We start from the raw sequence: 22,227 nt of genomic DNA on the forward strand, positions 1-22,227 counted from the left end.
AATTTCCCGCCCATGAAATACACGCTGTTTCTCCTGTTACTAACACTTATATCCCTGTTCGCCCAGGGCCAACACCGTGATAGTATTGCCATGTATGGCACAATTGACACCGTACTCGTACAGGAGAAACAGCTTGATAAGGCAAAAGACGCTAATGCCGGAACACGAGTCAGCACGATTGACATCGAAATATTAAATTCCAACCGGACAAAATCCCTAGCTGAATTACTTTCCGAAAACTCGGTCGTGTACATCAAAAGCTTGGGTCAAGGCGCCTTGGCAACCTCTTCTTTTCGAGGGACCAGTTCTACTCACACTCGTGTCAACTGGAATGGTCTCAACATCAATCCTCCCATGGCAGGTTCCTTCAACTTCTCACAAATTCCAGTCTTCTTCACCGACAACGTGGAATTACAATATGGTGCTGGAAACGTGAAAAACGGAACCGGATCTATCGGGGGAAGCATCAATCTATCCAACGCCCCCATCTGGGACGATCAGATACACACCCGTGCATTTGTAGAAGGCGGTTCATACTCCACTTACACGGGAGCAGCATCCGTGCGTGTCGGCAATTCCCGCCACTCATTCCACACGCGAGCTTATTACCAACAATCAGACAACAATTACACCTACACGAACAAAGTACTCATGAAGGATCCCTTCCGGGAAAAACGAAAAGAGGCACAATACAAACAAGCCGGATTTATGCAAGAGGCTTACTTCAAAACTTCCGCCAACACGATGCTTTCTGCCAACGTGTGGTTACAATACGGTGACCGTAGGTTACCCCAACCCATCATGGTAAGCGTCACACAACATGAAAAACAGGAAGATTTTGACTTGAGAAGTTACATTGGATTCGATTACCTTTGGGGTAAACACAAGCTATTCCTGAAAGGCGCTTATTTCCTCAGTACCCTACAATATGATAAATGGAGTGACGGAACATACAAATATGCCGAAGAAGCCTTTAATCGCTCTGTCACCTACCACGTGGGTGCAGACTATCACTACAATCTCTCCCGATTTGTGAACCTCAACACGACCCTCAACTATACCCGAGATCAGATTAAAGCCGCTAATTTTTCCTCTGACAACATCGCCCGAAACGTCATTTCATGGCAAGCAAACTTCCGTTGGTCCGCAACCCCTTGGCTGTTGGTCAATGGTCAATTCATGGGAGAGTGGAACGACGGGGAATTCGCCCCGACCTATTCCATCGGGCTCTTTGCTCATTTACATGAAAACGTGTTAACCTTAAAAGGTAATGTGGCATACAATTATCGTTTCCCCTCAATGAACGACCTATACTGGCAGCCCGGAGGAAACTCGAACCTAACCCCGGAGAAAGGTTTCTCCTATGACCTGACACTGGGATATACACCCCGGTTAGGAGACCCCTTCACCCTAAACCTTGACGCTGCCCTATATTTGATGGACATTGACGGCTGGATCATGTGGTTACCCACAAAAGACTGGTTCTGGGAACCTCGTAACGTACAAAATGTGCGTAGTTATGGAGCAGAATTATCCGCCAAGGCAATTTTCCGGACAAATCATTTTCATGCTCGCCTGAACATCAACTATAACTACTCCCCTTCTGTCAACCGAGAACGCAATTTCGATGAAGACGATACCTACAAAAAGCAACTCCCTTACATCCCCAAGCACAAAGCAAATGCTCTTTTAAACATCGAATACAAGAATTGCTTTCTCAACTATCAAACGAACTATACAGGTATTCGTTACACGATGGCAGACGAATCCTATAAAACGAATGCCTACACGATACACAATATTACCATAGGTTACAAACTCTCTTTACACAAAATAAAAATCACGCCTCAAATTCGGATAGAAAATCTATTTGATGCCTACTACGAGTCCACGCAATATTATCCTATGCCATTGCGTAATTGTTTGGCATCCGTCATGTTCGAATTTTAAACAAGCATCTATTCACATCTTCATTTCAACTCCTGTAAAGGCCTTGTCGTAAACACAATGTGAGCAGGAATATCTCCCGTTTGCACATCCCATTTCTTCTTTCCGTCGGACCCGAAACAATACAACCTCCCCGGAGTAACATAATCTCCGGCATCGCCCACGAAGATCTCGCCCGTTTCTGGATTTACCGCCAAAGCGTAAGGAGTCACGATAGACTTCTCGGTTCCGTCCTTGATAAAATTCCGAGAAACAATACGTTTCGCCTTCGTGTCATAAATCGTGTAATTGACCGTCCACTTACTCGTAATCTTACTATATTCTGTACTGTAAGAATAGAGCGAATCGCCGCACAAATAAAGTTCGCTCGCCGGGAAATTCAAAGCTCCTTCCACGAGATCATTCTTCGCGTTTATCACGTAAGTATTCGAATGTACGTTATAATAATCCCCGCGGGAAGTCACGTAAATCAGTCCATTTTGGTCAACACGCATACGATGTAGATTAATCGCCACCGTGATTTTCTTCGTCTCCTTAAACGTTTCCAAGTCAATCACGGACACCGTATTATCGTAATTCGGCACACGGTATCCCCCGGAGTTTGCAACATACAACTTATTCCCGACAATCACCATCTCTTCCGGTTGGTACCCCACGGTACAACTCCCCACGACTTTCAGCGTGGCCGTGTCAATCTTCACCACCTCACCCAAACGGGCATTCGGATCTATCTGTACCGGTCCGGCATACGAACTGACATAAGCGAATCCCTCATGAAAAACAATATAACGACAATTCGTTACCGTGATCTTCGTAATTTCCTTCGCCGTGTTCACATCCATCACCTCGATCAAGTGAGAACAATTAATCACCGCATACAATTTATTCCCGTAAATCTGAATATCATTCCCCACGTCTCCCAGCTCCTTTACCACGCCCGGATTCCGCTCCGCGAATATATTCTTATGATACCCTCCGGAAGCATAATTGAAATAATCCAACGTGGCCTTATTACTTCCCATATTCCCCTCGTTCAACAGGAAAAAACCTTTTACAGGCCCCGGCACCGAATCGCTCGGGGTAACCTTCGTTATCACGGACGGAATAATTTCATCATCATCATTCCGACAAGAAAAAAACAATAACATTCCCAACGCGAGGAACATTAACATACCCAATTTCATTCGATTTTCACAATACATCATTCGATCTTTATCTAAATTTCTATGTTGATAATAAACTTCACGTTCGTCCCCGGCATCGGGTAACACTGCACCACCTCGTACTGTTGGTTAAAAATATTATTCGCCTCCGCCGTCAGTCTAATTGCAGTCTTTCGCCACGAGAAATTCTTCGATAACGAGAAATCACTCGTGTACCACTCTTTAGCCCTGTTCTCCGGGATATTCGCGCTCGCCTCGTAACGCTTCCCCGTGTATATAAAACTATAATTCAAAAACCAGCTCTTGTACGTCCCGTTCAAAATCAGCGAACCACTATGCCAAGGGATATAAGGAATCTGATCTCCATAATACGTACTCTCTTTCTTTGTAAAATCCTGGGCCTTCTGGTATGTGTAATTCACCCGGGCATCCAACAACCAATGTTGACAGAACCTCCAATTACTCTGCAAGGCTACATCAATACCTCGAATTTCCACCTCTCCCAAATTCACCATCGTCCAGCGAAACTGGTTGGAAGTCGGCATGGCAATAATCTTATCGGACACCTCGTTATAGTAGGCGTCCACCTGTACGTCCAGCCCCTGCAACACCCCTTTGTCAAAGTTGCGATTATAAGTCACTCCCACGTTATACTGGTTCGTGTACTCTGGTTCCAGATTTATATTCCCGATAAAAGTATAATACAAATCATTCAACGTCGGCATTCGGAACACACGCTTATAAAAAGCCCTCACGTTAAAATCCGCCACACGGAACGGCTGCCACGCCATCACGACCGTGGGAGTATATTCCTGCATATCATCGGCTGCCCCATTCGCCACCTTCGTCCGCTCATGCACGAAAGTCCCCAACACGCTTGCCTGAAATTTAAAACGATCAAAATGCAAGGCCGTTGCCACGGCCCCTAATGTCGTGTAACGGGTCGGATAGACAAAATCCACCAAATCCGCATTCAGCTTGTTCCACTGAAAATCCACGGACACATCCACGTTCCAAAAAGGCAAAATGGCAAACATATTGGCTGACGAAACATAAATTTCGTGTTGCCGGAAATGATTATTCACGTACATCGTACTCACGTCCAACCGGGGATCGGAAAGATAATGCAGAAAATCATAGGCATACTTCGCGTTCATCTGTAAACTATAACCACTAAAATGCCTCAAAAAAGAACCTTGAAGGAAAAAATTAGAATCCCATTGACGATCCTGATGCTTGAACTTTCCCGGCTCTTCCCGTACCGATGCTCCGGGATAACCTCTTTCGGAATCATAAAAATACGCCTTGGCCTTCCACTCCCCGTCATTCATCCGGCCAAACACACCGTACTCTGCCCGCAAGGCACGAACATCCCCGTTCTTACGCACCTCGGTTGTATCGTAACCGTTCTTTTTCCGGTAACTGAACTTGTATTTTCCTGTCGTGTACATATACTCCGAACTAAAAGCCCCGCTCACGTGTTCCCCCAACCGATGTTCAAACAACACCGATGGATTCGCCACCCCGAAAGATCCCGTTTTAAAAGTAACCTTCGCGTTATATTTCTTCCCGTCTGTAAACCTCGGTGTACGGCTTGTCATGTAAATAGACCCGGCCGAGCCAAAATCTTTGGCAGACTGGAATATGGCACTCCGCTGCCCGTTATACAAAGAGATCGCCTCCATGTTATCCAGTGAAAAACGTCCCAGATCCACGGTCCCGTTCTGCGCATTTCCCAACTCGATACCATCATAAAACACCCCCACGTGTTGGGTCCCCATCGCCCGGATATTCACGGTCTTCAAGCCCCCGATTCCCCCGTAATCCTTGATCTGCACCCCCGAAAAATAACGCAAAGCATCCGCGACGGAATGCACCGTCAACCTTTGTAACACCGGGCCTTCCATCGTTTGAACCGGAATCACCTCCTTCTGAACCCGCTTGGCGGAAACAACAACCTCATCAATATTGTACACCTTTGTCGTGTCCACTTTTTGTGCCCACGAACCATTCCCAAACAAGGAACACCATAAAATTACACCAAAAACGATTAATTTCATTTACTCTGCCATTACAACGATAACAAATCCGATCATTCCATTTCCGGCAATCGCTTTCATTTGCAATCACCTTGGACCCAATCATTAATTCAAGAAAGATTTATTTTTCTTGCACCTCGCAAACTCTAGTCCCAGAGAGTTACGAACTCATGATCTTGGCAGGTCTTCTGACTTGCTCCGTCCTTGAACGCCCTTCCCATTTCGTGTCGAAACAGTGGATGTGAGTCTTGTTCACGGACTTTGGCGGAGCTTACAGCAGCGGGTCTGTTCAGGATTCGCACCTGATTCCCTTTTCATCACACGCCCGAAACGAGGTGTGACACCAAAATCGTTACGAAAATATATAAAAAAACAAATACTATTTGGATTTTAGAACGAAAAATTCAATTATTCACAACATTTCTTGCTTACAAACAAAAAGGAATTTCTATCCTCCCCCTATCGATTAAAATTCGAGGGGAAGCGCTCGATACCTATTATCATGAGCACTTCCCCTCGGGCATTAGTTTAACAACCAGCTTACGGTTTCACCAATTTTCCAGCCTTTGCCTCCTCGAAAGTCGGGTTGTAAGCATTCCCTCCAACGAGCCATGACATTTCATCGTCAAGAGACCCGATTGCCTTTTCCAAACCTTTGAAAGAAACAAGTCCTCCTTGTTTGTGTATATCAATAACATCAACACGTTCCAAAGCAGAAAAACAATCCAAATCCGTTATCGTCGTATTATATTGGGTCTCGTCATTCGCCCTCGAAGTCATGACAAGTTTCCCGACACGTTTCAACACGGGAGTATAAATTTCCTCCAGCATCGTGGGGTACATCCCGTTCACGAAAGAAGTTGTGATCTCCATACTTCCGGTCACCTCCTCTAAGGCAGGGAAACGCAAGGCTTCAGCCGCACCCACATAAGTCATACTACCCACCTTCTTGAGTTTAGGATATTCCGTGGGCTGCACCCTCATCCGTGCCCCCTGACCTTCAGTCAATTTCATAGCATTATCAACAACTTCAAGATCAGGAAGACGAATGACTCCCTTATTCTCACTATACCCTTGAGTAATATTTAAAGTCCCAAGTTCCTTCACTCCGGAGAAATTATATTCTACACGATCAGTCTTCGAAACCGGGACATCATTAATATTCAAGCTCCCAATCCAGTCAAAACCAACAAAATTCATCCCGGGAACTTTATTCAAAGTAAAAGCTCCTTCAAAAGAACCCTTCCCTTTCAACGTAATCACATGACTGGCCGAAATCGTAACCGTGGCCGTAGTCAACCCCGTAAGATCAAGCTCTTGTAAAGCATCAAGTCCGCTGAAAGAACAAGTAGTAAGAGAACCTGTCTGAAGTTGAGCCAACAAAGTAAAGCTTTCCAACTTTTTCATTCCTGATAAAGAAAGTTGCTTGCCCACGGAACGTAAGGCCGTCAACCCGTTGATAGCCGAAATCTCATTCAAGTTACTCAAGAACATGTTCCCCCCGATCGTCTCTAAACGGCTGAACCCGGTAAAAGATACCGCTACCTGCATATCGGATAGTGTGAAATTTCCTCCAACCGAAGTCAAATTAGAAAAGCCATCAATCGCGGTGATACCAGACATCGAAGAAAACGTGAAATCACCTCCCACTTCTTTCAACGCTTGTAAAGATTTCATATCAGTAAAAACACCACTCTTCAATTCATACTTACCGACCACGGAAGTCAAAGCAGAAAGATCAAGAGAAGCTAACTTGTAACAAACTTCAATATTCAATCCCCCCTTCCCCAAAGTAGCAAGATTATGCAGGTCAATTACTTCGAGATCTTCAATATAATACACCCGAAAACCTCCCGCAGAACGAAGATTCGGCAGGTTAAATTCCTTTACCCGATGGGTCCATTGCAACGTGATCTGATCACTGACCGAGGTCAATTGACTAAAATCAAACTCCTCAACCACCTCCATCGTCTCAAGATAAAGCACCCCAACCGATTGCAATACCGGGAATGCAATTTTCCTCGTATTATAAATACGTGTAAGATCAAGCCTGTTCCCAACAACCGCCAAAGAGGGGAATACAATTTCCTCTGGAGCAACAATATTGGAACTTGACTGCCTTCCCATGATATAGAAATTAGCTCCTACCGTCTTCAACGCCGAAAAGTCCAATTCCCCAAGCTTCCAAGTCTGGACATTAAAATTGCCACTCACGCTCTCAAGAGCAGGTAAATTAAGATTATAAAGCGTATCGGCAGAAATCGTAAAATCCCCACCAACAGCCTGCAAATTAGGCAAATTCACTTCTCGTACGAAACGTATTCCCCACGGCCCATTCTCATATGGCCGCGGAGTCATAACGAACCCTCCTGCCCGTTGCAGATTCTGCAATCCATCAAGAGAAGTTCCCCGGTAAGTAGGATTAATCGTCACCACGCCCGTAACTTCCTTCAAAGCCGAGAGAGCAGCAATGGAAGTAAGCGAATCCTCCTTCACGCTTCCCGCCAGCTTACCAATAACAAGATTCCCCTCTATTTTACCAATACCACGAGCCGCGAAAGCCTCAACCTCCTCAGGGGTTGTCAAACGGACATCTCCCTCACTAGCTAAAACCGTTCTGGTAACCATATACTTGTAAACCCGCTGATTATTGTTATAGGAAGTAACCGTAAAATTAAACGCCTCTCCCCAATTTTCCACTTCAGCCGGATCAGGTGAAACGCTGGCATTCTCACTACAAACGATCTCCACTTTTGCCCCCTCAAGAGACACATTTTCGGGAACAAGAAGCAACAACGTATCTCCGGAAACAAGTCCGGTATAAGTATTACCATCTTGAAGAAGACGGAATGAAGTAATAAAATTTTCGTCTCCGGAAAAAATACTGTCATCATCCTCGCAAGAGACAAGTAAAGCCATAAAGCTTACAACGAGTATATATAAAAATCTATTCATTTTCATCATTCTTATTCTTGAATATTTGGTTTCGTCCATTGTCCTTCCTCCACCAACTGTTTATAAGTAGGATTATAAAGATTATCCTCAACCTGCCATTTATCCTCCGGACAAGTCAGCACGGCAGCCTTAATCGCGGCAAAAGAAGCAAGTTTATCATGTTTTCGGATACGTAGCCCCCCAATTTTCTCCAACGAAGAAAGGAAATCCAAATTCTCCCATTTCGTATTCTTGTAATTAACATCATCGTTATCACTCGAAACATTCGGTCCTAGTGGACGCAAATCAAGCGTGCCACCAACCTGTTTAAGAGACGGGTAGAGAATTTCCAGAGGACCGCGATCCCCGTAATACGAGTATCCCGTCTGGATAATCATATTCCCACCCACGGTTGCCAACAAGGGGAAAGTCTCTTCATCATAAAGATCAATACTCATGGTTGCATCCCCTCCAATAGTTGTCAACTTGGGAAAATGCTCTTTCACGCTCGAAGAATATAATTTAAAATTACCTCCAATTTCCTCAAGATCTGAGAGAGACACTGGTTTTATGTTATAATTCACCCAGTAAGAAAAATCCCCGTTTATCTTACGAATACCATTGATTTCAACCGTCCCCTCCCGCAAGCTCAACGAACTGATCGTCAACCATTCAATTTCATGAAATCCTTGTAATTTAGGCATATACCCACCTAAATTCTCCAACTTAATACCACCATTGAAACGATCATCCGCGATAACCGTGGTAGTTTCAAGCCCGGTACCGGTGAATCTCAGTTCATCAATCTGAACACCCCGCAAATCAACTTCCCCGATCCCATTCGCCAAGACAAGAGTCTTCAAGCTTTTCAAACTGGAAGGAAACTGCAAACGCTCCGCACTACTTTTAATTGTAAGAGTTCCCCCCACACTCTCAAGTGATGCGATATTATCGGAAAGAATACCCGCCGTCGCTATACTGAAATCTCCATCAACAGATTGTAACAACGGTAAATTAAATTGATTCACACCGGTACACGTCAAGTTAATACTTCCCGCACGGGTTAAGACAGGGAATGTAATCTCGTATAACGGATTTTCCAAAATACTCAATGCAGAAGCAATGGTTTGCAAATTCGGACAATAAAGCAACAATAGAGACCCTTTCGCCACGTTCAAGTTATCACAAGAAATCAATTCAGGAAATTCCAGACGCACGACAGGCATATTCACGCTAACAGAACCTCCAACCTTATCAAGAGATTGAAAAACCATCTTCTGAACAGTGGACTTACCATTCAAGGAAAGATTACCACTCACGGATTGCAAAGCCGAAAAATCTGATGATACAAAAGGAGTTGCCAAAGTAAGGCTACCACCTACAGACTGCAATTTCGGGCAAGAAACCTCCGCGGCAGAAGCACTCGTGATATTAAAATCACCGCCTACACGAGTGAGGTTATCCATCACCACCACCCACAAGCTATCCGCTGAATTGATTTGGAGGGAACCACCTACCTCTTCGAGATTATCCAAACCCTCGAACTGATTCCCTAAATAGTAACGATTAAGGACCACATTCTCTGTCACTTTTTTTAAAGAGGAAAGCGCCGCCAGCGAAGTAATCGTATCCGTTCCTACCTGACGCCCGATAATAAGACTGCCATCAACACGAGAATACCCCTTCGCACCAAAAGCATCAACCTCCTCTTGCGTATTAAGCATGATGATTCCCTCGGCAGAAAAATAACTCCGGGACGGAATATACATATACTTCCGTTCCACCCCGGAATGTGACGTTACAACAAAATACATCTGTTGTTCCCAGTTATCAATCATTGACGGATCGGGTTTTATCGTCGTGTTTTCACTACATATAACTTCTGCGGCAAGTCCTGAAAAAGAAACATTCTCAGGCATATTCAATAAAATCGTATCACCCCGAAAAGACGCGACAAAAACTTGATCGCCCTGTTTAAGGGTAAACGAGGTAATAAAATTGTCATCTCCGGAAAACGGATCATTATCATCTTCACAACCGATAATAAAAGAAAGCATGAGAAAAAATCCCCAAAGTATATTCTTATTCATAATTCGCTTGTTTTTAGTCCTATTTTTTAGCTTTTAAACGTAAATCAATAGCAGCCGAGGATTCAGTAGAAACTTCTCCGACAGCAGCCCCCTGTCCCATTTGCGCGGTATGAACCTTCACGAAATCTATGTATTTAAGATTAGCCGGGGAACCGTCTTGTTGGATCGCGTTCTCGATGCGAAAACCTGTCGGCTCGTTAATATTATCCACGTATCCCCAATCAAAACCCCAGTTCGTTTCAAGTCCCTCGGTTTTAAATTGATTTCCCAAACAAGTACCCGTCAATATATAATACTCTTCTTTAAGGAACCATGGGAAATAACCGCTATCCGGGTGATAAGCATTACGGGCCAAGAAACGGAGATTCCCGTCATTATCGATAGACAGCACATCCTGTTTCTCCGCCGTGGGCCGGAAATACTTCAACGCATATCGCTGAGTGATGCCGGGCTTACCAGTTTCACTACCTTTAAGCTCGTACCAAGTATCATCAGGAATGCCATTACCATTCTCGTCCTGACTCACCCACACGACACCACATTCACACCAATGTTTACCAAGAGGGTTCCCCACGATATCAAAATCAGCCTCACCTTTACCATCATCTTTAACGCTATGGTCAAATTGCAAGATAAAATAACCGCCCCAAGCTCCCAAAGAAGCTATCCAAGACTCTCCTCCACCGCTATCCAACGTCTTCTGTATTGACATCCGGGCATCCTCTGCCGTCTGATTCTGTGTAAACCTGATAAATTGACCGGGAGCAGGAATAAATTCATAACAAGTATTCGAAATATAGCTACTTGTAGCTTTCGTTTCTCTAAAATGAGTTCCTTCCGGAGCCTCGCAAACGACATTCACGGTGGCCATCGCCGTCTTTTCCTTATCGTTTGCCGTCACGGTAATCTCATAAGTTTTCCCTTCAACAGAAGGGGTAAAATTATAACAAATTGACGTTTCACCCTCTTGCACGACACCATCCACTTTCCACTCGTAAACAGCCAGATCACTGATCGAGAATTTCACGGGAGCGAGTACTACATTTTTCCCGATCGGACAAGTCATCGTACGCACATCATTCAACTGAGAAGGCAAAACGTAACGCCCGTTATCAAAGAATAATATAGGCTTTTCCTCCGGAATAACTGATATATTGATATTCTTCACATCGGCCCCATCCTCATTCGTCACCTTTAACGCCACCGTGTAAACATTAATATCATCCTCCTTAAACACATAAATAGAATCATGCCCAACAACTTTCCCGTTATAGCTCCATTCAAAAGTAGTCGATTCATCCGTGTAGTCCGTCATGGCCGCCATCTCCTTCTCCAAACCACAATATGCCACTGCCGAAGCCGACATTGTGATAGAAGGTGCCAAACGATCCACCACGGTTACTTTTACTTGTTTCTCCACGCTACCGTTATCCGCATCAAGGCGGAAATTCACGAAAAACTCTCCCAATTGACTACCTTTAAAAAGATAAACCGTGTCATTTGCCACGATCACCCCCTCCTGTTTCCAAGAATAAACAGGATTCACTGCATCCGTCACCGAAGCCTTTAGTGCCACCTCTTTACCTATCTTCACCTTATACTCTCCCGTCTCTGAATTAAAAGAGAAATCGGGATTACCGACGAGAACCTTTTCATCATCGTCATCACATGCCGTAAAGCCCCCGATAAAGAACATCACAAGCAACACTAGCCTAATCTGATTTTTTTTTCTCATAATCATTAATCTGTTATTTCGACAATTCTTTTCATCCTATTTTTATTTCAACCTCCTGTTTGCAATACATACCACATATGCCCGCGGTAACACCACAAAAGCAAGCATTCAATTCATAGCTGACACAAAACAACAGCTTTCCGGTCCAAATAGATACAAATAGCAATAATTGTCTATCGCACAACAGTCTGATAAAAATAATGTTTTCTGTATCCAAGCTCTAGTCCCAGAAAGCTTTAGATCCATGATATTGGCAGGTCTTCTGACTTGCTCCATCCTTGAACGCCCTTCCCATTTCGTGTCGAAACAGTGGATGTGAGTCTTGTTCACGGACTTTAGTGGAGTTTACAGCAGCAGGTCTGTTCAGGATTCGCACCTGATTCCCTTTTCACCACACGCCTGAAACAGGGTGTGACACCAAAATCGTCGCAAAAATATATAAAAAACAAATAGTATTTGAATTTTAAAGTTATAATTCTAGAATTTTACAAAATTTATCATTTACAAATACCCGACATGATTATTAATTATTACAATACAATCCGTTATAGCTCATCGTTCTCATAAAACGAAACCTCATCACATTTCGTATCTTCCATCACTCATTTACGATTCAGCCTCCCACAGGCACACCGAATCGGAAACATCCTTCCCGTCGGCATTTTTAGCAAAGACATAAATGACAAGGCCTTCCCCGGCTATTTTTTCTGAAAAGTTCACGCTTTTTTCTATCGTCTCTCCCCGAAGTCCCAACTCCTCGACACGACAAATATATTTCGTCTTACAAAGAAGCACGGCATAAATCTTATCATCCAGAAAGCAATCAACGGACTCGATTTCTTCCTTCTCGTGAGTGAAAAAGATTCTCCGATTTTCCATATCAACCTCGGCACGAATTTCTGGGATCACCAACGAACCCGCTGCCACGCGTAATTTCTCGTAGTTGATCACCCCGTTAAATTCCTTGACTGCTTTCTTACGGCTATTGAAAGGTTTTTCCGGATTTGCTTTCTCCACGGTCACCGCATCCATCACGTTCGCACTGGTAAATCCCCGAAAACCTTTCGGGTAACCGTTCCCTCCGGGAAATCCCAACTGGACGGCATTTCTCATCCATATTTTCCGTTCCGTTATCGTCCCGAAAGCCGCGGACTGTCGTTTTTGCGGTTCCTGACTCGGTTTACGCGAGATGCTTGTCCCCCGGCAATAATTTTTCCCGCTTGGTCCCCCGTAAGTGATCACGTTACCGAACTTACCCCGAATCTTTCCAAGTGGATTTACAAATTCCGCCATATCCTGTTATTTTTATGTTCCTCGCCAGCAAAGATACACAAATAAACCGATGTAGTCACACTTTCAAACTAAATAAATAAATTATTACATGTATTATTCATGAGATATAAGTGATCACTTTCATGTAAAGCGCTATTAAAACGCTATTAAAGCGCTATATATAATAGCGTTTTATAAAAGATTTATTTGCGTATTAAAAATATTCTATCTATTTTTGCTCATGAATTAATACACGAGTGATTATCAAATAATTATTATCATGGAAAACACATTATCTATTCCAGTAGCTCTCTTGGCACAAGGCTCTATCCGGATCGACGGGATAACCTATTACCGACACGGCAATAAAGTTCGGGCCTGCAAATCACGACGGAGCCCTAAAAAAACAAGAACCGAGGGGGAAGAGGAATCCTCCAGCCGTTTCACGGAAGCCCGTAAAATGTGGAGAATCTATCGTCGTGCCATCGGGGATTTACCGATATGGAAACTCATGGCCAAGGAGATGGGAATAAATAAAAGCGATTCCTTATTCCATTCTCAAAACGGAGGATGTTTTCGCCCGGGAGAAGGGGTATGGGCTTTCCCGACATTCCGATTCTCGACAGGCACGCTGGATGCACCGGTGATCACGGGTGTCACAAGGGAAGGATGGTCCGTGACCCTAAACTGGGAAAATGACATTGACTGCCCGAAAGCGAGCGTGTCAGATCAAGTGTACGTGGGATATTTTTACGGGACCTTACCCCGCGCCCCGCAAATGATCACGTGTTTTAACTCGTTTCGGGGCGATGGCAAGGTGACCGTGGACATTCCGGCAGCAAAACAACCGGAAGGGACACCCCTGCATCTCTACTTGTTTTTCGGCAATAAAGATACCACCCGTTTCTCTCCAAGCGTGTACGCGGGAGTGTAATGTCCATACGCTCCCCCCTCTCTCCGAAATCGTGATTACCGGACGTTACGCCCGCGGGAATTCATCGGCATGGGGGACCTTGTGACAGATATGCAAGAAGTTAAACATTATTACACGCTTGGCATCCTCCCCCGTGACGGGATTGATCATCGAAAACCTCGCCTAACAGGTGGTTCATACCAATGAAATAAAAATCTTTTATCCAATTTATTGTCTAATTAAAAATTACGACCTATTTTCGCACCGTCATAGTTTCATACACCACTTCGTGTTGTATTGAATGAAAAAGGGAATCCGGTGCAAATCCGGGACAATACCCGTTGCTGTATTTCCCCCTTTTAAAGGAAAAGTTTATCGTACGTTTGCCACTGGTTAGAATGCTGGGAAGGCACGATAAAAGGGATAAGTCAGAAGACCTGCTATGATGAGGGACAGATTTGCATCTGCGGGATTCAGATGGTAGTCAGGTTGGATGGCAAGGTCATTCTGTTTTGATTTACCGTTTCAGGTTTTTCCCGCTCGCGTAAATATATCTCTCGAAGCATAAAAGCTATTATATATGAAACGAGTACTATTTTTATTCACGTCAATCGTTCTGCTGATGCTATCCGGTTGTCAGACGAAAACAAAGTCCACGACCGCCTTCACGAAGGAAGTTTACTCACCGGAATACGCCGCGGGCTTCGACATCATGGGAGCTGATAACACGGAAAGCACGATTATTCGCGTGCGTAATCCTTGGCAGGGAGCGGAAGGCATTGAAATGTCCTACTTCGTGGCCCGGAACGGAGAGCAGGCACCGAAAGATTTTGACGGGGTGATTATTCCTGCGGGAGCCAAACGAATTGTGTGCATGTCATCCACTTATATCGCCATGCTGGATGCCATTAACCAAGTAGATCGAGTAGTCGGAGTTTCCGGGATGAATTATGTTTCCAACCCGTATGTCCTTGCCCACAAAGAAACCATAAAAGACATGGGGGCAGAAGTAAATTACGAACTTCTTGTCGGGTTGGCCCCGGATCTCGTGTTACTTTACGGCATCGGGGACGCGCAATCAACCGTGACGGACAAATTAAAAGAATTGAATGTTCCTTATATGTACGTGGGGGAATACTTGGAAGAATCTCCGCTGGGCAAGGCTGAATGGTTGGTTGCCATTTCCGAATTGACGGATAGCCGGGAAACAGGTACAAAAGTATTTAAAGAAATACCCGAACGTTATAACAACATGAAACAGTTAACGGCAAACGTGGAAAAACGTCCTACCGTCATGCTGAACACGCCGTGGAATGACAGTTGGGCCATGCCTTCCGTGAAAAGCTACGTGGCACAATTAATCACGGACGCGGGAGGGGATTATATTTACAAGAAAAACACCTCTAACGGGGCCGAACCCATCGGACTGGAAACAGCCTACGGGTTGATTCGCGAGGCTGACGTGTGGTTGAATGTAGGCATGGCAACAACTCTCGACGAGTTAAAGATCATGAACCCGAAATTCAAGGACGCGAAAGCCATCCAAGAAAACAAGATCTATAATAATAACTTGCGCTTAACGCCCGAAGGGGGAAATGATTACTGGGAATCGGCTGTTGTACGCCCGGACATCGTACTCCGGGACCTGATCAAAATCCTGCACCCGGAACTGGTGACGGAGGATTTGTATTATTACAGGCACTTGGAATAGTTTAGAGTTTAAAATTTAGAGTTTAGAATGAAAAAAGCATCTACCCCCACCGGCTCCCCCTTACACAGGGGAAGAGACGAACGCGAGAAGGCGCTACGATATTACAATGTAGCGTATCCTCCCCCTGTGTACCTTAGATTTGTACACGAAATAAATAGACGAACACTTGGCTAACAATAATAATAAATGCTTAAACTTGGAGGATAAACCAAAGTATTGAAAGAAAGGCGGGAATGGAGTGAACCAACCCCTGTGGTGAGCTTTCATGCTCGTCCCCTTATTTGGACTCCTTTCCCTTTCTTGAACCCAGGCCCGTATAAGAAATTAACTTGAATTGTTAAGGTACTTGGGACAGGTTCAAAATCCTTTCTCTCTAGACTTGTTAAACACAAAAGTATGGAAAATAATTGTTTTATAGGCATCGACGTGAGTAAAAATAAACTTGACATTTGCGTTCTTCAAGGTAAAGAAGTTTTGCAAGAGGACGTTATAGATAATAACCCGTCCGCGATCCACCGTTTCCTTGTCGACATGGCGGAAAAGCGGGGCTTGGATCTTTGCAGTTGCCTTGTTTGTGCCGAGCACACGGGAAATTACACTTACCCCTTGACGTTGGCTTGCCGGGATCTAGGTTGTCGTTTGTGGCTGGAAAATCCCGCCCAGTTGAAGTACTCGTCGGGAGTTCATCGTGGCAAGAACGACCGTGTAGACGCCCGGCGGATAGCGTTGTACGCTTCTCGATTCAATGACAAGGCCATGTTGTATCACGAGCTTACCCCGGAACTGGAACGGGTCAAGCAACTGAGACAGGAACGCTCTCTTTACCGTTCGGACTTGAGCAAGTACAAGGGGCAACTTTCGGACCAGAAAAATTTCATGGAGAGTACCGTTTACAAGGCGAAGGCAAACCGGTTGAAACACGTGATCAAGGAACTAGAGAAGATGATCGATGTCGTGGAGCGAGAAATAACGGGAATCATCGATTCTTGTGATGTTTTAAAACGTCAAATGAAAATAATAACCTCGGTGGAGGGCATTGGAAGGGAAACCGCCTTGTGTTTTATCGTCGAGACCGCGGCGTTCACAAGGTTCACCGACTCGAGAAAGTTTGCCTGTCACGCGGGAATCGCCCCTTTCCAGTACACCTCCGGCAGTAGCGTGCGCTCCCGTAACAGGGTCTCGCGCAGGGCAAACAAGCAGGTAAAAACGTTACTACACATGGCTGCCTTGTCTATAACAAGGAAAAAGAAGAGTGAATTGAAAGTGTATTACAAGAGAAAGGTGGAAGAAGGCAAAAACAAGATGACCGTCATCAATGCCATCAGGGCCAAGCTGGTCGCTCGTGTTTTTGCCGTCATTAGAAAAAATGATATTTATTCCATAAATTTTACTTGATTTACTTGTTTAAACCATAAGAATAAGGGGGAGTTAGAGGGGGTAGTTAAAGCGTCCCCCCGTGCGGCTGGAATCTAAAATCATAAATCAAGAAATTAATAACGGTGATGTCATTTTCAATTTTATCGTGAAACGCAATTCGATCATATTCCTTTTCCTGAGCCTGCTGGTTTTCGTGCTGTTCGCGCTCGACTTGGTGTCGGGAGATTCGGCACTTTCCGTCGGGCAGGTTTGGAACGTGTTCACGGGTAACGAGACGGATATGACAACCCGGAATATCGTGCTGTCGATTCGCTTGGTAAGGGTGATCGTGGCCGTTCTGATCGGTGTGGCACTTTCGATAAGCGGCTTGCAGATGCAGACCGTTTTCCGGAACCCGCTGGCAGACCCCTACCTGCTGGGAGTAAGCTCCGGTTCGGGACTAGGCGTTGCTTTCTTTATCCTAGGGGCTCCTTTGCTGGGACTGGCACATTCCGGGTTCTGGCAGTCGGTAGGTATTGTCGGAGCCGGATGGGGCGGGGCCGTCATGGTCCTGTTACTGATTGCCATCATCAGTCGTTACGTGAAAAATATCCTTGGGGTGTTGATCATGGGAGTGATGATCGGTTACATCGCGGGAGCTATCATACAGATTTTACAGTACTTGAGTTCTGCCGAGCAATTGAAAATGTTTTTCCTGTGGTCGATGGGCTCCTTGGGACACGTCACGACCACGAAACTGTTTATCATGATTCCCGTGATTTGCGTGGGCGTCATTCTCTCGATTTATTGTATCAAGGCATTGAATCTTCTTTTACTCGGGGAGAGCTATGCCCAGACGATGGGACTGAATATACGGCGTGCCAGAACGCTTATTTTCGTGTCGACAACGTTGTTGACCGGAACCGTGACGGCATTCTGCGGCCCGGTGGGCTTTCTCGGACTTGCCGTGCCTCACGTGGCCCGTATGTTGTTTAACGACGCGGATCACCGGACACTTTTGCCGGGAAGCATATTACTAGGAGTCGTGGCCATGTTGATATGTGATATTATTGCTAAAACACTCGTGCTACCCGTGAATTGTATTACCGCCCTGCTGGGAATTCCGGTAATTATTTGGGTGGTATATAAAAATCTTCGACCGGCATGATACAACTGGAATCTTTAACACTGGGATACGGGCAACAAATCCTGCTGGACCGGGTGTCGGCCAGCTTGGACGGGGGCGGGCTGATCGCCTTGCTGGGACGTAACGGCAGCGGGAAAAGTACCTTGCTGCGGGCCACGGCGGGGTTAGGGAAAATCAAGTCCGGGCGAATATTGCTGGCCGGGAAAGACCTTGCCGGGTTGCGACCGGAGGAACTGGCTCGCACCGTCAGTTTCGTGACTACTGAAAAGGTTCGGATTCCTAACTTGAAATGCCGGGATGTAGTCGCCCTCGGGCGGGCCCCCTACACGAACTGGGTAGGAAGACTGCAACCACGAGACCGGGAAATCGTTGATAAATCCCTCGCATTACTCGATATGTCCACCTATGCCGAACGAACAATGGACCAGATGTCGGACGGGGAATGCCAGCGAATCATGATCGCCCGGGCCCTCGCACAAGACACTCCTATCATCTTGCTTGATGAACCCACCTCTTTTCTGGACCTGCCAAACCGTTACGAGCTGGGAGTGCTATTGCAAAGACTGGCTCACGAACAAAACAAATGTATCCTTTTTTCAACCCACGAACTGGATATTGCTCTCACGCTCTGTGATTCCATCGCCCTGGTCGATCGTCCGCATTTGCATTACCTACCCACGCGACAGATGATTAACAGCGGTCATATCGAACGCCTGTTCCGTAACGAGACCATCACGTTCGACCCGAAAGAATTGCGTATACGTGTCCGGTGAAAGGCTGTTTAAGACTGGCATTAAACTTGTCGCTCATTTTCGATAATCATATAAAATTGAGTATCTTTGTTCTATTATTATCCATAAACGAACGCGCATGAGTGAGAAAATTTATCCCATAGGTATCCAGAATTTCGAGAAAATCCGAAAAGAAGGTTATTTCTATATTGACAAGACCGCCTTGATTTACCGACTGGTAAAAACAGGTAGTTATTACTTTCTCAGTCGCCCGCATCGTTTTGGCAAAAGCCTATTGATCTCCACGCTCGATGCCTATTTCTGGGGAGAAAAAGAAATCCATGACAAGCATTACGCTCAACCATTCCAATCAGACAAGCGCAAGATATTTAAAATCGGTGTAAATTTCAGTTCGAAAACAAGGAATATCGAGAAATGGATCGTGGAGTCATAACGCTCGGATTCATCCAGCCAAGAGACAATCCGAAAATAGATTTATTCCACAAATTGTCTCTTGGCTATGACTCGCTTGAATCAAGCAATCTGGATTCCAAGTTTCCGGAAGTTCTTCGGATGACCGAAAAGTACAAACACATCCTTTTCAACAAAAACGGTATCATCGGACGGGTTATTCATTACCAATGATTTATCGACTTTAGCATCATAGCGTTTTAAGGCTATCAATTTTAACCCAAATTCTTCTTCGAATTTCGCATCACCTAATTTTCGCCCGATAAAACGAGGTGGAATCTCCCACTCGATAATCAAATGATCGTCATCAACAACATAGGAATCTATAGTTGTCCCCAACTCCACTTTTGTCGCGAAGAAATCGGCATACTCCCATTCCGGATTGATGGTCTCCGTGATTCCCATAGACTTCAGAATCACCTTATGCACCGGCGAAATGGCCCGTGCCACGATACGTTTCACGCCAAATTGTTTCAATAGCGCAATCACGAACAGGGAGGTCCCAAAATCTTTCCCGAACACCACAAACACCACATCCACTTCTGTCAAAGGTAGCGTTTGTAATGCTTGTTCATTTTTCACATCCAATGCCACGGTATTCGTGATGGAATCCTTGTACAAATTAATCTTACTGATGTCAGAATCCACTCCCAACACCTCGTTTCCCCGTTTGGTCAGACGTTGCGATAGTGCAAGTCCAAAATTACCTAATCCAAATACGATACACTTCATAATAATTGAAAATTGAGAATTGAAAATTGAAAATGTGAGACGGAGCTTGGTTTTCAACTTTCAATTGATTAAACGATTACGGTTTCATCGGGATACGTGTAAAGTTTCACTTCCTGATGGCGGATGAAACAAGCCAAAAGGGTGATTAAGCCTACACGCCCGACAAACATGGTGAGGGCAATGGTCATTTTACTTGCCACACATAAATGGGGCGTCAAATTCAAAGTCAGCCCCACCGTCCCCAAGGCAGAAACGACCTCGAAAACAGCTTGAGTCAGCGTTGCCTTCGGTTCCAGAATCACGATGACAAAAACAGCCAGAATGATCCACAGAATAGATAGCATGATGATTGAATGCGCCCGGTTCACGTTCTCCCGAGTCAATTGACGATGCGCGATAACAACCCGATCGTTCCCCGCGAGATTCGCCCATATATTTTTTAAAGCAATCACGAAGGTTGTCACCTTGATACCGCCCCCCGTGGACATCGGAGCCGCACCGATCCACATCAAGACAATCGTGAGGAAGATTGTCGGAACGTGTAACATGGACATATCCACGTTGTTAAAACCTGCCGTACGAGGGGTGACGGCCCCCATAAACGAAGTGGCAAATTTTCCCGTGAATGACATTCCGTCCAACACGTTATGATTTTCAAATATCCAGAACAAGGCTGTCCCCACGACAAGCAGGATTAAAGTGGTCGGTAACACGATTCGCGTTGTCGTACTCACGATGCGAGGTTCGTGGACCACCTTGTAATTCATACCCAACAGACATTTGATCTTATTCCGAATACCATAATGCAGGAGTCGCCCGTAATTGAACAAGATCGGGAATCCGATACCACCAAATATAATCAAAAAAGCCAAAATGACTTGCAAACCATACAAATGCCTGATCAAAGGATCATAGAGATTGCCCGGCAACGTGGAGAACCCGGCATTACAGAAAGCCGAAACACCATGAAACAAGGCGAAAAAGAGTTTATTGTCAATTTCCGCTACATCCTGCACTTGCATGTAGACAAGGTAAACACCAATTCCCTCGATGATAAACGTGGTCAGAATGATATACACGACCGTCCGAAAAATATCGCTCAAAGATGCCTCGTTCAATAGGTTTTTCATCATGAACTGATCGTGAAAGGAGGTGCCACTCAAGAATGACATGGCAAAAAAACTGGTAAAGGTCATCACCCCAATTCCCCCAACTTGAATCAGCATGAGCAGCACGACCTGCCCGGTCAACGTAAAAGTGGCACCGGTATCAACGACAGTCAACCCGGTCACACACACGGCACTCGTCGAGGTAAACAAGGCATCCATGAAACTGATCCCCTCGTACGTGGCATTAGGTAATCTTAACAAAACAGCCCCCAAAAGGATGATAAATAAAAAACTCGCGGCAAAAAGAACTTCCGCCTTTACCCGACTTCGCAAGACAACAAATATCTGTTTCGAGAGTTGTATGATACTCAATAGTAATACCACAGCATACGTCAATATTCGCTCGACCTTGAAAAGGAAGGGGTTAGTCTCCTCGAAATCCGGTCGGTCGAAGTGTTTGGAGAACAAGGTCAAGGCAAACAGGAAAAGTAACACTAACACTTCTATCCAAAATCCTTTTTCCGCCCGTAGCAGCCTGAAATTAAACAAGAACCGCAACAAGCCAAGCACTACGAAAAGACGAATTATCGCTCGATAGGTGTAGTATATCTCATGAGAATAATCAGCCGGCATATCAAAGCCGAAACGATAAATGACTAAAATAATTGCGAGAAAAGAGGCTAGAAATAATAACACATTACTTACCAGTTCAACAATCTGTTTTACAGACTTATAAATCTTTCTCGCCCGATAGCGGAATTCCACTGAAAACATAACACCAACTTTTTTTAATAAATAACGTTAAGCAGTTACCGCAAGTTACATAAATCACCGATAATTCTTCACTTTCCGATAACACCGGGAAATGTCTCCAAGT

14 protein-coding genes, 2 pseudogenes and 3 riboswitches are annotated in these 22,227 nt (G+C 44.9%); of the genes and pseudogenes, 8 read left to right on the forward strand and 8 right to left on the reverse strand.

Annotated features, from left to right (window positions below):
* Window positions 1-12: 12 nt before the first annotated feature.
* Window positions 13-1,950 (forward strand): TonB-dependent receptor plug domain-containing protein, encoded by a 1,938-nt coding sequence (locus R8806_RS12180; protein WP_124315736.1) that lies wholly within the window; start codon window positions 13-15, stop codon window positions 1,948-1,950.
* A 20-nt stretch (window positions 1,951-1,970) separates the two neighbouring features.
* Here R8806_RS12180 and R8806_RS12185 read toward each other — a convergent pair whose 3' ends face one another.
* The 6 genes from R8806_RS12185 to R8806_RS12210 all read right to left on the reverse strand — a co-directional run bounded on the left by R8806_RS12185 (window position 1,971) and on the right by R8806_RS12210 (window position 13,201).
* Complete coding sequence (locus tag R8806_RS12185) at window positions 1,971-3,131, reverse strand: YncE family protein (RefSeq protein WP_124315742.1); 1,161 nt, start codon at window positions 3,129-3,131, stop codon at window positions 1,971-1,973.
* 32 nt (window positions 3,132-3,163) lie between these two features.
* Entirely contained in the window at window positions 3,164-5,170 is a 2,007-nt protein-coding gene (locus R8806_RS12190; RefSeq protein WP_124315737.1) for a TonB-dependent receptor, read from the reverse strand.
* 140 nt (window positions 5,171-5,310) lie between these two features.
* Window positions 5,311-5,512: riboswitch (cobalamin riboswitch) on the reverse strand.
* 177 nt (window positions 5,513-5,689) lie between these two features.
* Window positions 5,690-8,104, reverse strand: a complete 2,415-nt coding sequence (locus R8806_RS12195) for a hypothetical protein (RefSeq protein WP_124315738.1) — start codon at window positions 8,102-8,104, stop codon at window positions 5,690-5,692.
* A gap of 11 nt (window positions 8,105-8,115) precedes the next feature.
* Window positions 8,116-10,173, reverse strand: coding sequence for a hypothetical protein (locus R8806_RS12200; RefSeq protein WP_124315739.1), 2,058 nt, complete (start codon window positions 10,171-10,173; stop codon window positions 8,116-8,118).
* Between the two features lie 19 nt (window positions 10,174-10,192).
* Window positions 10,193-11,908, reverse strand: a complete 1,716-nt coding sequence (locus tag R8806_RS12205) for a PKD-like domain-containing protein (RefSeq protein WP_164719542.1) — start codon at window positions 11,906-11,908, stop codon at window positions 10,193-10,195.
* 235 nt (window positions 11,909-12,143) lie between these two features.
* Window positions 12,144-12,345, reverse strand: a riboswitch (cobalamin riboswitch).
* Window positions 12,346-12,514: 169 nt separating this feature from the next.
* Window positions 12,515-13,201: a hypothetical protein gene (locus R8806_RS12210; protein ID WP_124318206.1), complete on the reverse strand. Its 687-nt coding sequence runs from the start codon at window positions 13,199-13,201 to the stop codon at window positions 12,515-12,517.
* 259 nt (window positions 13,202-13,460) lie between these two features.
* Between R8806_RS12210 and R8806_RS12215 the strand changes: the two genes are divergently transcribed.
* The 7 genes and pseudogenes from R8806_RS12215 to R8806_RS12245 form a co-directional block, all read left to right on the forward strand.
* Complete coding sequence (locus tag R8806_RS12215; protein ID WP_229783013.1) at window positions 13,461-14,114, forward strand: hypothetical protein; 654 nt, start codon at window positions 13,461-13,463, stop codon at window positions 14,112-14,114.
* A gap of 16 nt (window positions 14,115-14,130) precedes the next feature.
* Window positions 14,131-14,300, forward strand: a pseudogene (locus R8806_RS12220) (cob(I)yrinic acid a,c-diamide adenosyltransferase); the annotation flags it as partial.
* 46 nt (window positions 14,301-14,346) lie between these two features.
* Window positions 14,347-14,552: riboswitch (cobalamin riboswitch) on the forward strand.
* Between the two features lie 163 nt (window positions 14,553-14,715).
* Window positions 14,716-15,804, forward strand: coding sequence for an ABC transporter substrate-binding protein (locus R8806_RS12225; RefSeq protein ID WP_229783014.1), 1,089 nt, complete (start codon window positions 14,716-14,718; stop codon window positions 15,802-15,804).
* A gap of 396 nt (window positions 15,805-16,200) precedes the next feature.
* Window positions 16,201-17,199 carry an IS110 family RNA-guided transposase gene (locus tag R8806_RS12230; protein ID WP_124318433.1) on the forward strand — a complete coding sequence of 333 codons (999 nt, stop codon included), beginning with the start codon at window positions 16,201-16,203 and terminating at the stop codon, window positions 17,197-17,199.
* A gap of 175 nt (window positions 17,200-17,374) precedes the next feature.
* On the forward strand, window positions 17,375-18,328 hold the full coding sequence (locus R8806_RS12235; protein ID WP_373289749.1) for a FecCD family ABC transporter permease: 954 nt from the start codon (window positions 17,375-17,377) through the stop codon (window positions 18,326-18,328).
* The gene (locus R8806_RS12240) at window positions 18,325-19,080 is read left to right on the forward strand and encodes an ABC transporter ATP-binding protein (protein ID WP_124315943.1); all 756 of its coding nucleotides are present in this window, start codon (window positions 18,325-18,327) and stop codon (window positions 19,078-19,080) included. The genes R8806_RS12235 and R8806_RS12240 overlap by 4 nt, the downstream gene beginning before the upstream one ends.
* A gap of 97 nt (window positions 19,081-19,177) precedes the next feature.
* Window positions 19,178-19,444, forward strand: a pseudogene (locus tag R8806_RS12245) (AAA family ATPase); the annotation flags it as partial.
* Between the two features lie 128 nt (window positions 19,445-19,572).
* Here R8806_RS12245 and R8806_RS12250 read toward each other — a convergent pair.
* Together R8806_RS12250 and R8806_RS12255 are read right to left on the reverse strand one after the other, a co-directional pair.
* Entirely contained in the window at window positions 19,573-20,241 is a 669-nt protein-coding gene (locus R8806_RS12250) for a potassium channel family protein (RefSeq protein ID WP_124315941.1), read from the reverse strand.
* A 68-nt stretch (window positions 20,242-20,309) separates the two neighbouring features.
* Window positions 20,310-22,124 (reverse strand): TrkH family potassium uptake protein, encoded by a 1,815-nt coding sequence (locus R8806_RS12255; RefSeq protein ID WP_124315940.1) that lies wholly within the window; start codon window positions 22,122-22,124, stop codon window positions 20,310-20,312.
* Window positions 22,125-22,227: the final 103 nt, after the last annotated feature.

Origin of the sequence: Butyricimonas faecihominis, from assembly GCF_033096445.1 — a bacterium.
Lineage (GTDB): Bacteria > Bacteroidota > Bacteroidia > Bacteroidales > Marinifilaceae > Butyricimonas > Butyricimonas faecihominis.

Coding starts and splice junctions, on each gene's coding strand:
- R8806_RS12240 (WP_124315943.1), top strand. CDS start 18,325: ATGATACAACTGGAATCTTTAACACTGGGATACGGGCAACAAATCCTG.
- R8806_RS12205 (WP_164719542.1), bottom strand. CDS start 11,908: ATGAGAAAAAAAAATCAGATTAGGCTAGTGTTGCTTGTGATGTTCTTT.
- R8806_RS12225 (WP_229783014.1), top strand. CDS start 14,716: ATGCTATCCGGTTGTCAGACGAAAACAAAGTCCACGACCGCCTTCACG.
- R8806_RS12190 (WP_124315737.1), bottom strand. CDS start 5,170: ATGAAATTAATCGTTTTTGGTGTAATTTTATGGTGTTCCTTGTTTGGG.
- R8806_RS12180 (WP_124315736.1), top strand. CDS start 13: ATGAAATACACGCTGTTTCTCCTGTTACTAACACTTATATCCCTGTTC.
- R8806_RS12255 (WP_124315940.1), bottom strand. CDS start 22,124: ATGTTTTCAGTGGAATTCCGCTATCGGGCGAGAAAGATTTATAAGTCT.
- R8806_RS12215 (WP_229783013.1), top strand. CDS start 13,461: ATGGAAAACACATTATCTATTCCAGTAGCTCTCTTGGCACAAGGCTCT.
- R8806_RS12210 (WP_124318206.1), bottom strand. CDS start 13,201: ATGGCGGAATTTGTAAATCCACTTGGAAAGATTCGGGGTAAGTTCGGT.
- R8806_RS12195 (WP_124315738.1), bottom strand. CDS start 8,104: ATGAATAGATTTTTATATATACTCGTTGTAAGCTTTATGGCTTTACTT.
- R8806_RS12200 (WP_124315739.1), bottom strand. CDS start 10,173: ATGAATAAGAATATACTTTGGGGATTTTTTCTCATGCTTTCTTTTATT.
- R8806_RS12250 (WP_124315941.1), bottom strand. CDS start 20,241: ATGAAGTGTATCGTATTTGGATTAGGTAATTTTGGACTTGCACTATCG.
- R8806_RS12230 (WP_124318433.1), top strand. CDS start 16,201: ATGGAAAATAATTGTTTTATAGGCATCGACGTGAGTAAAAATAAACTT.
- R8806_RS12185 (WP_124315742.1), bottom strand. CDS start 3,131: ATGAAATTGGGTATGTTAATGTTCCTCGCGTTGGGAATGTTATTGTTT.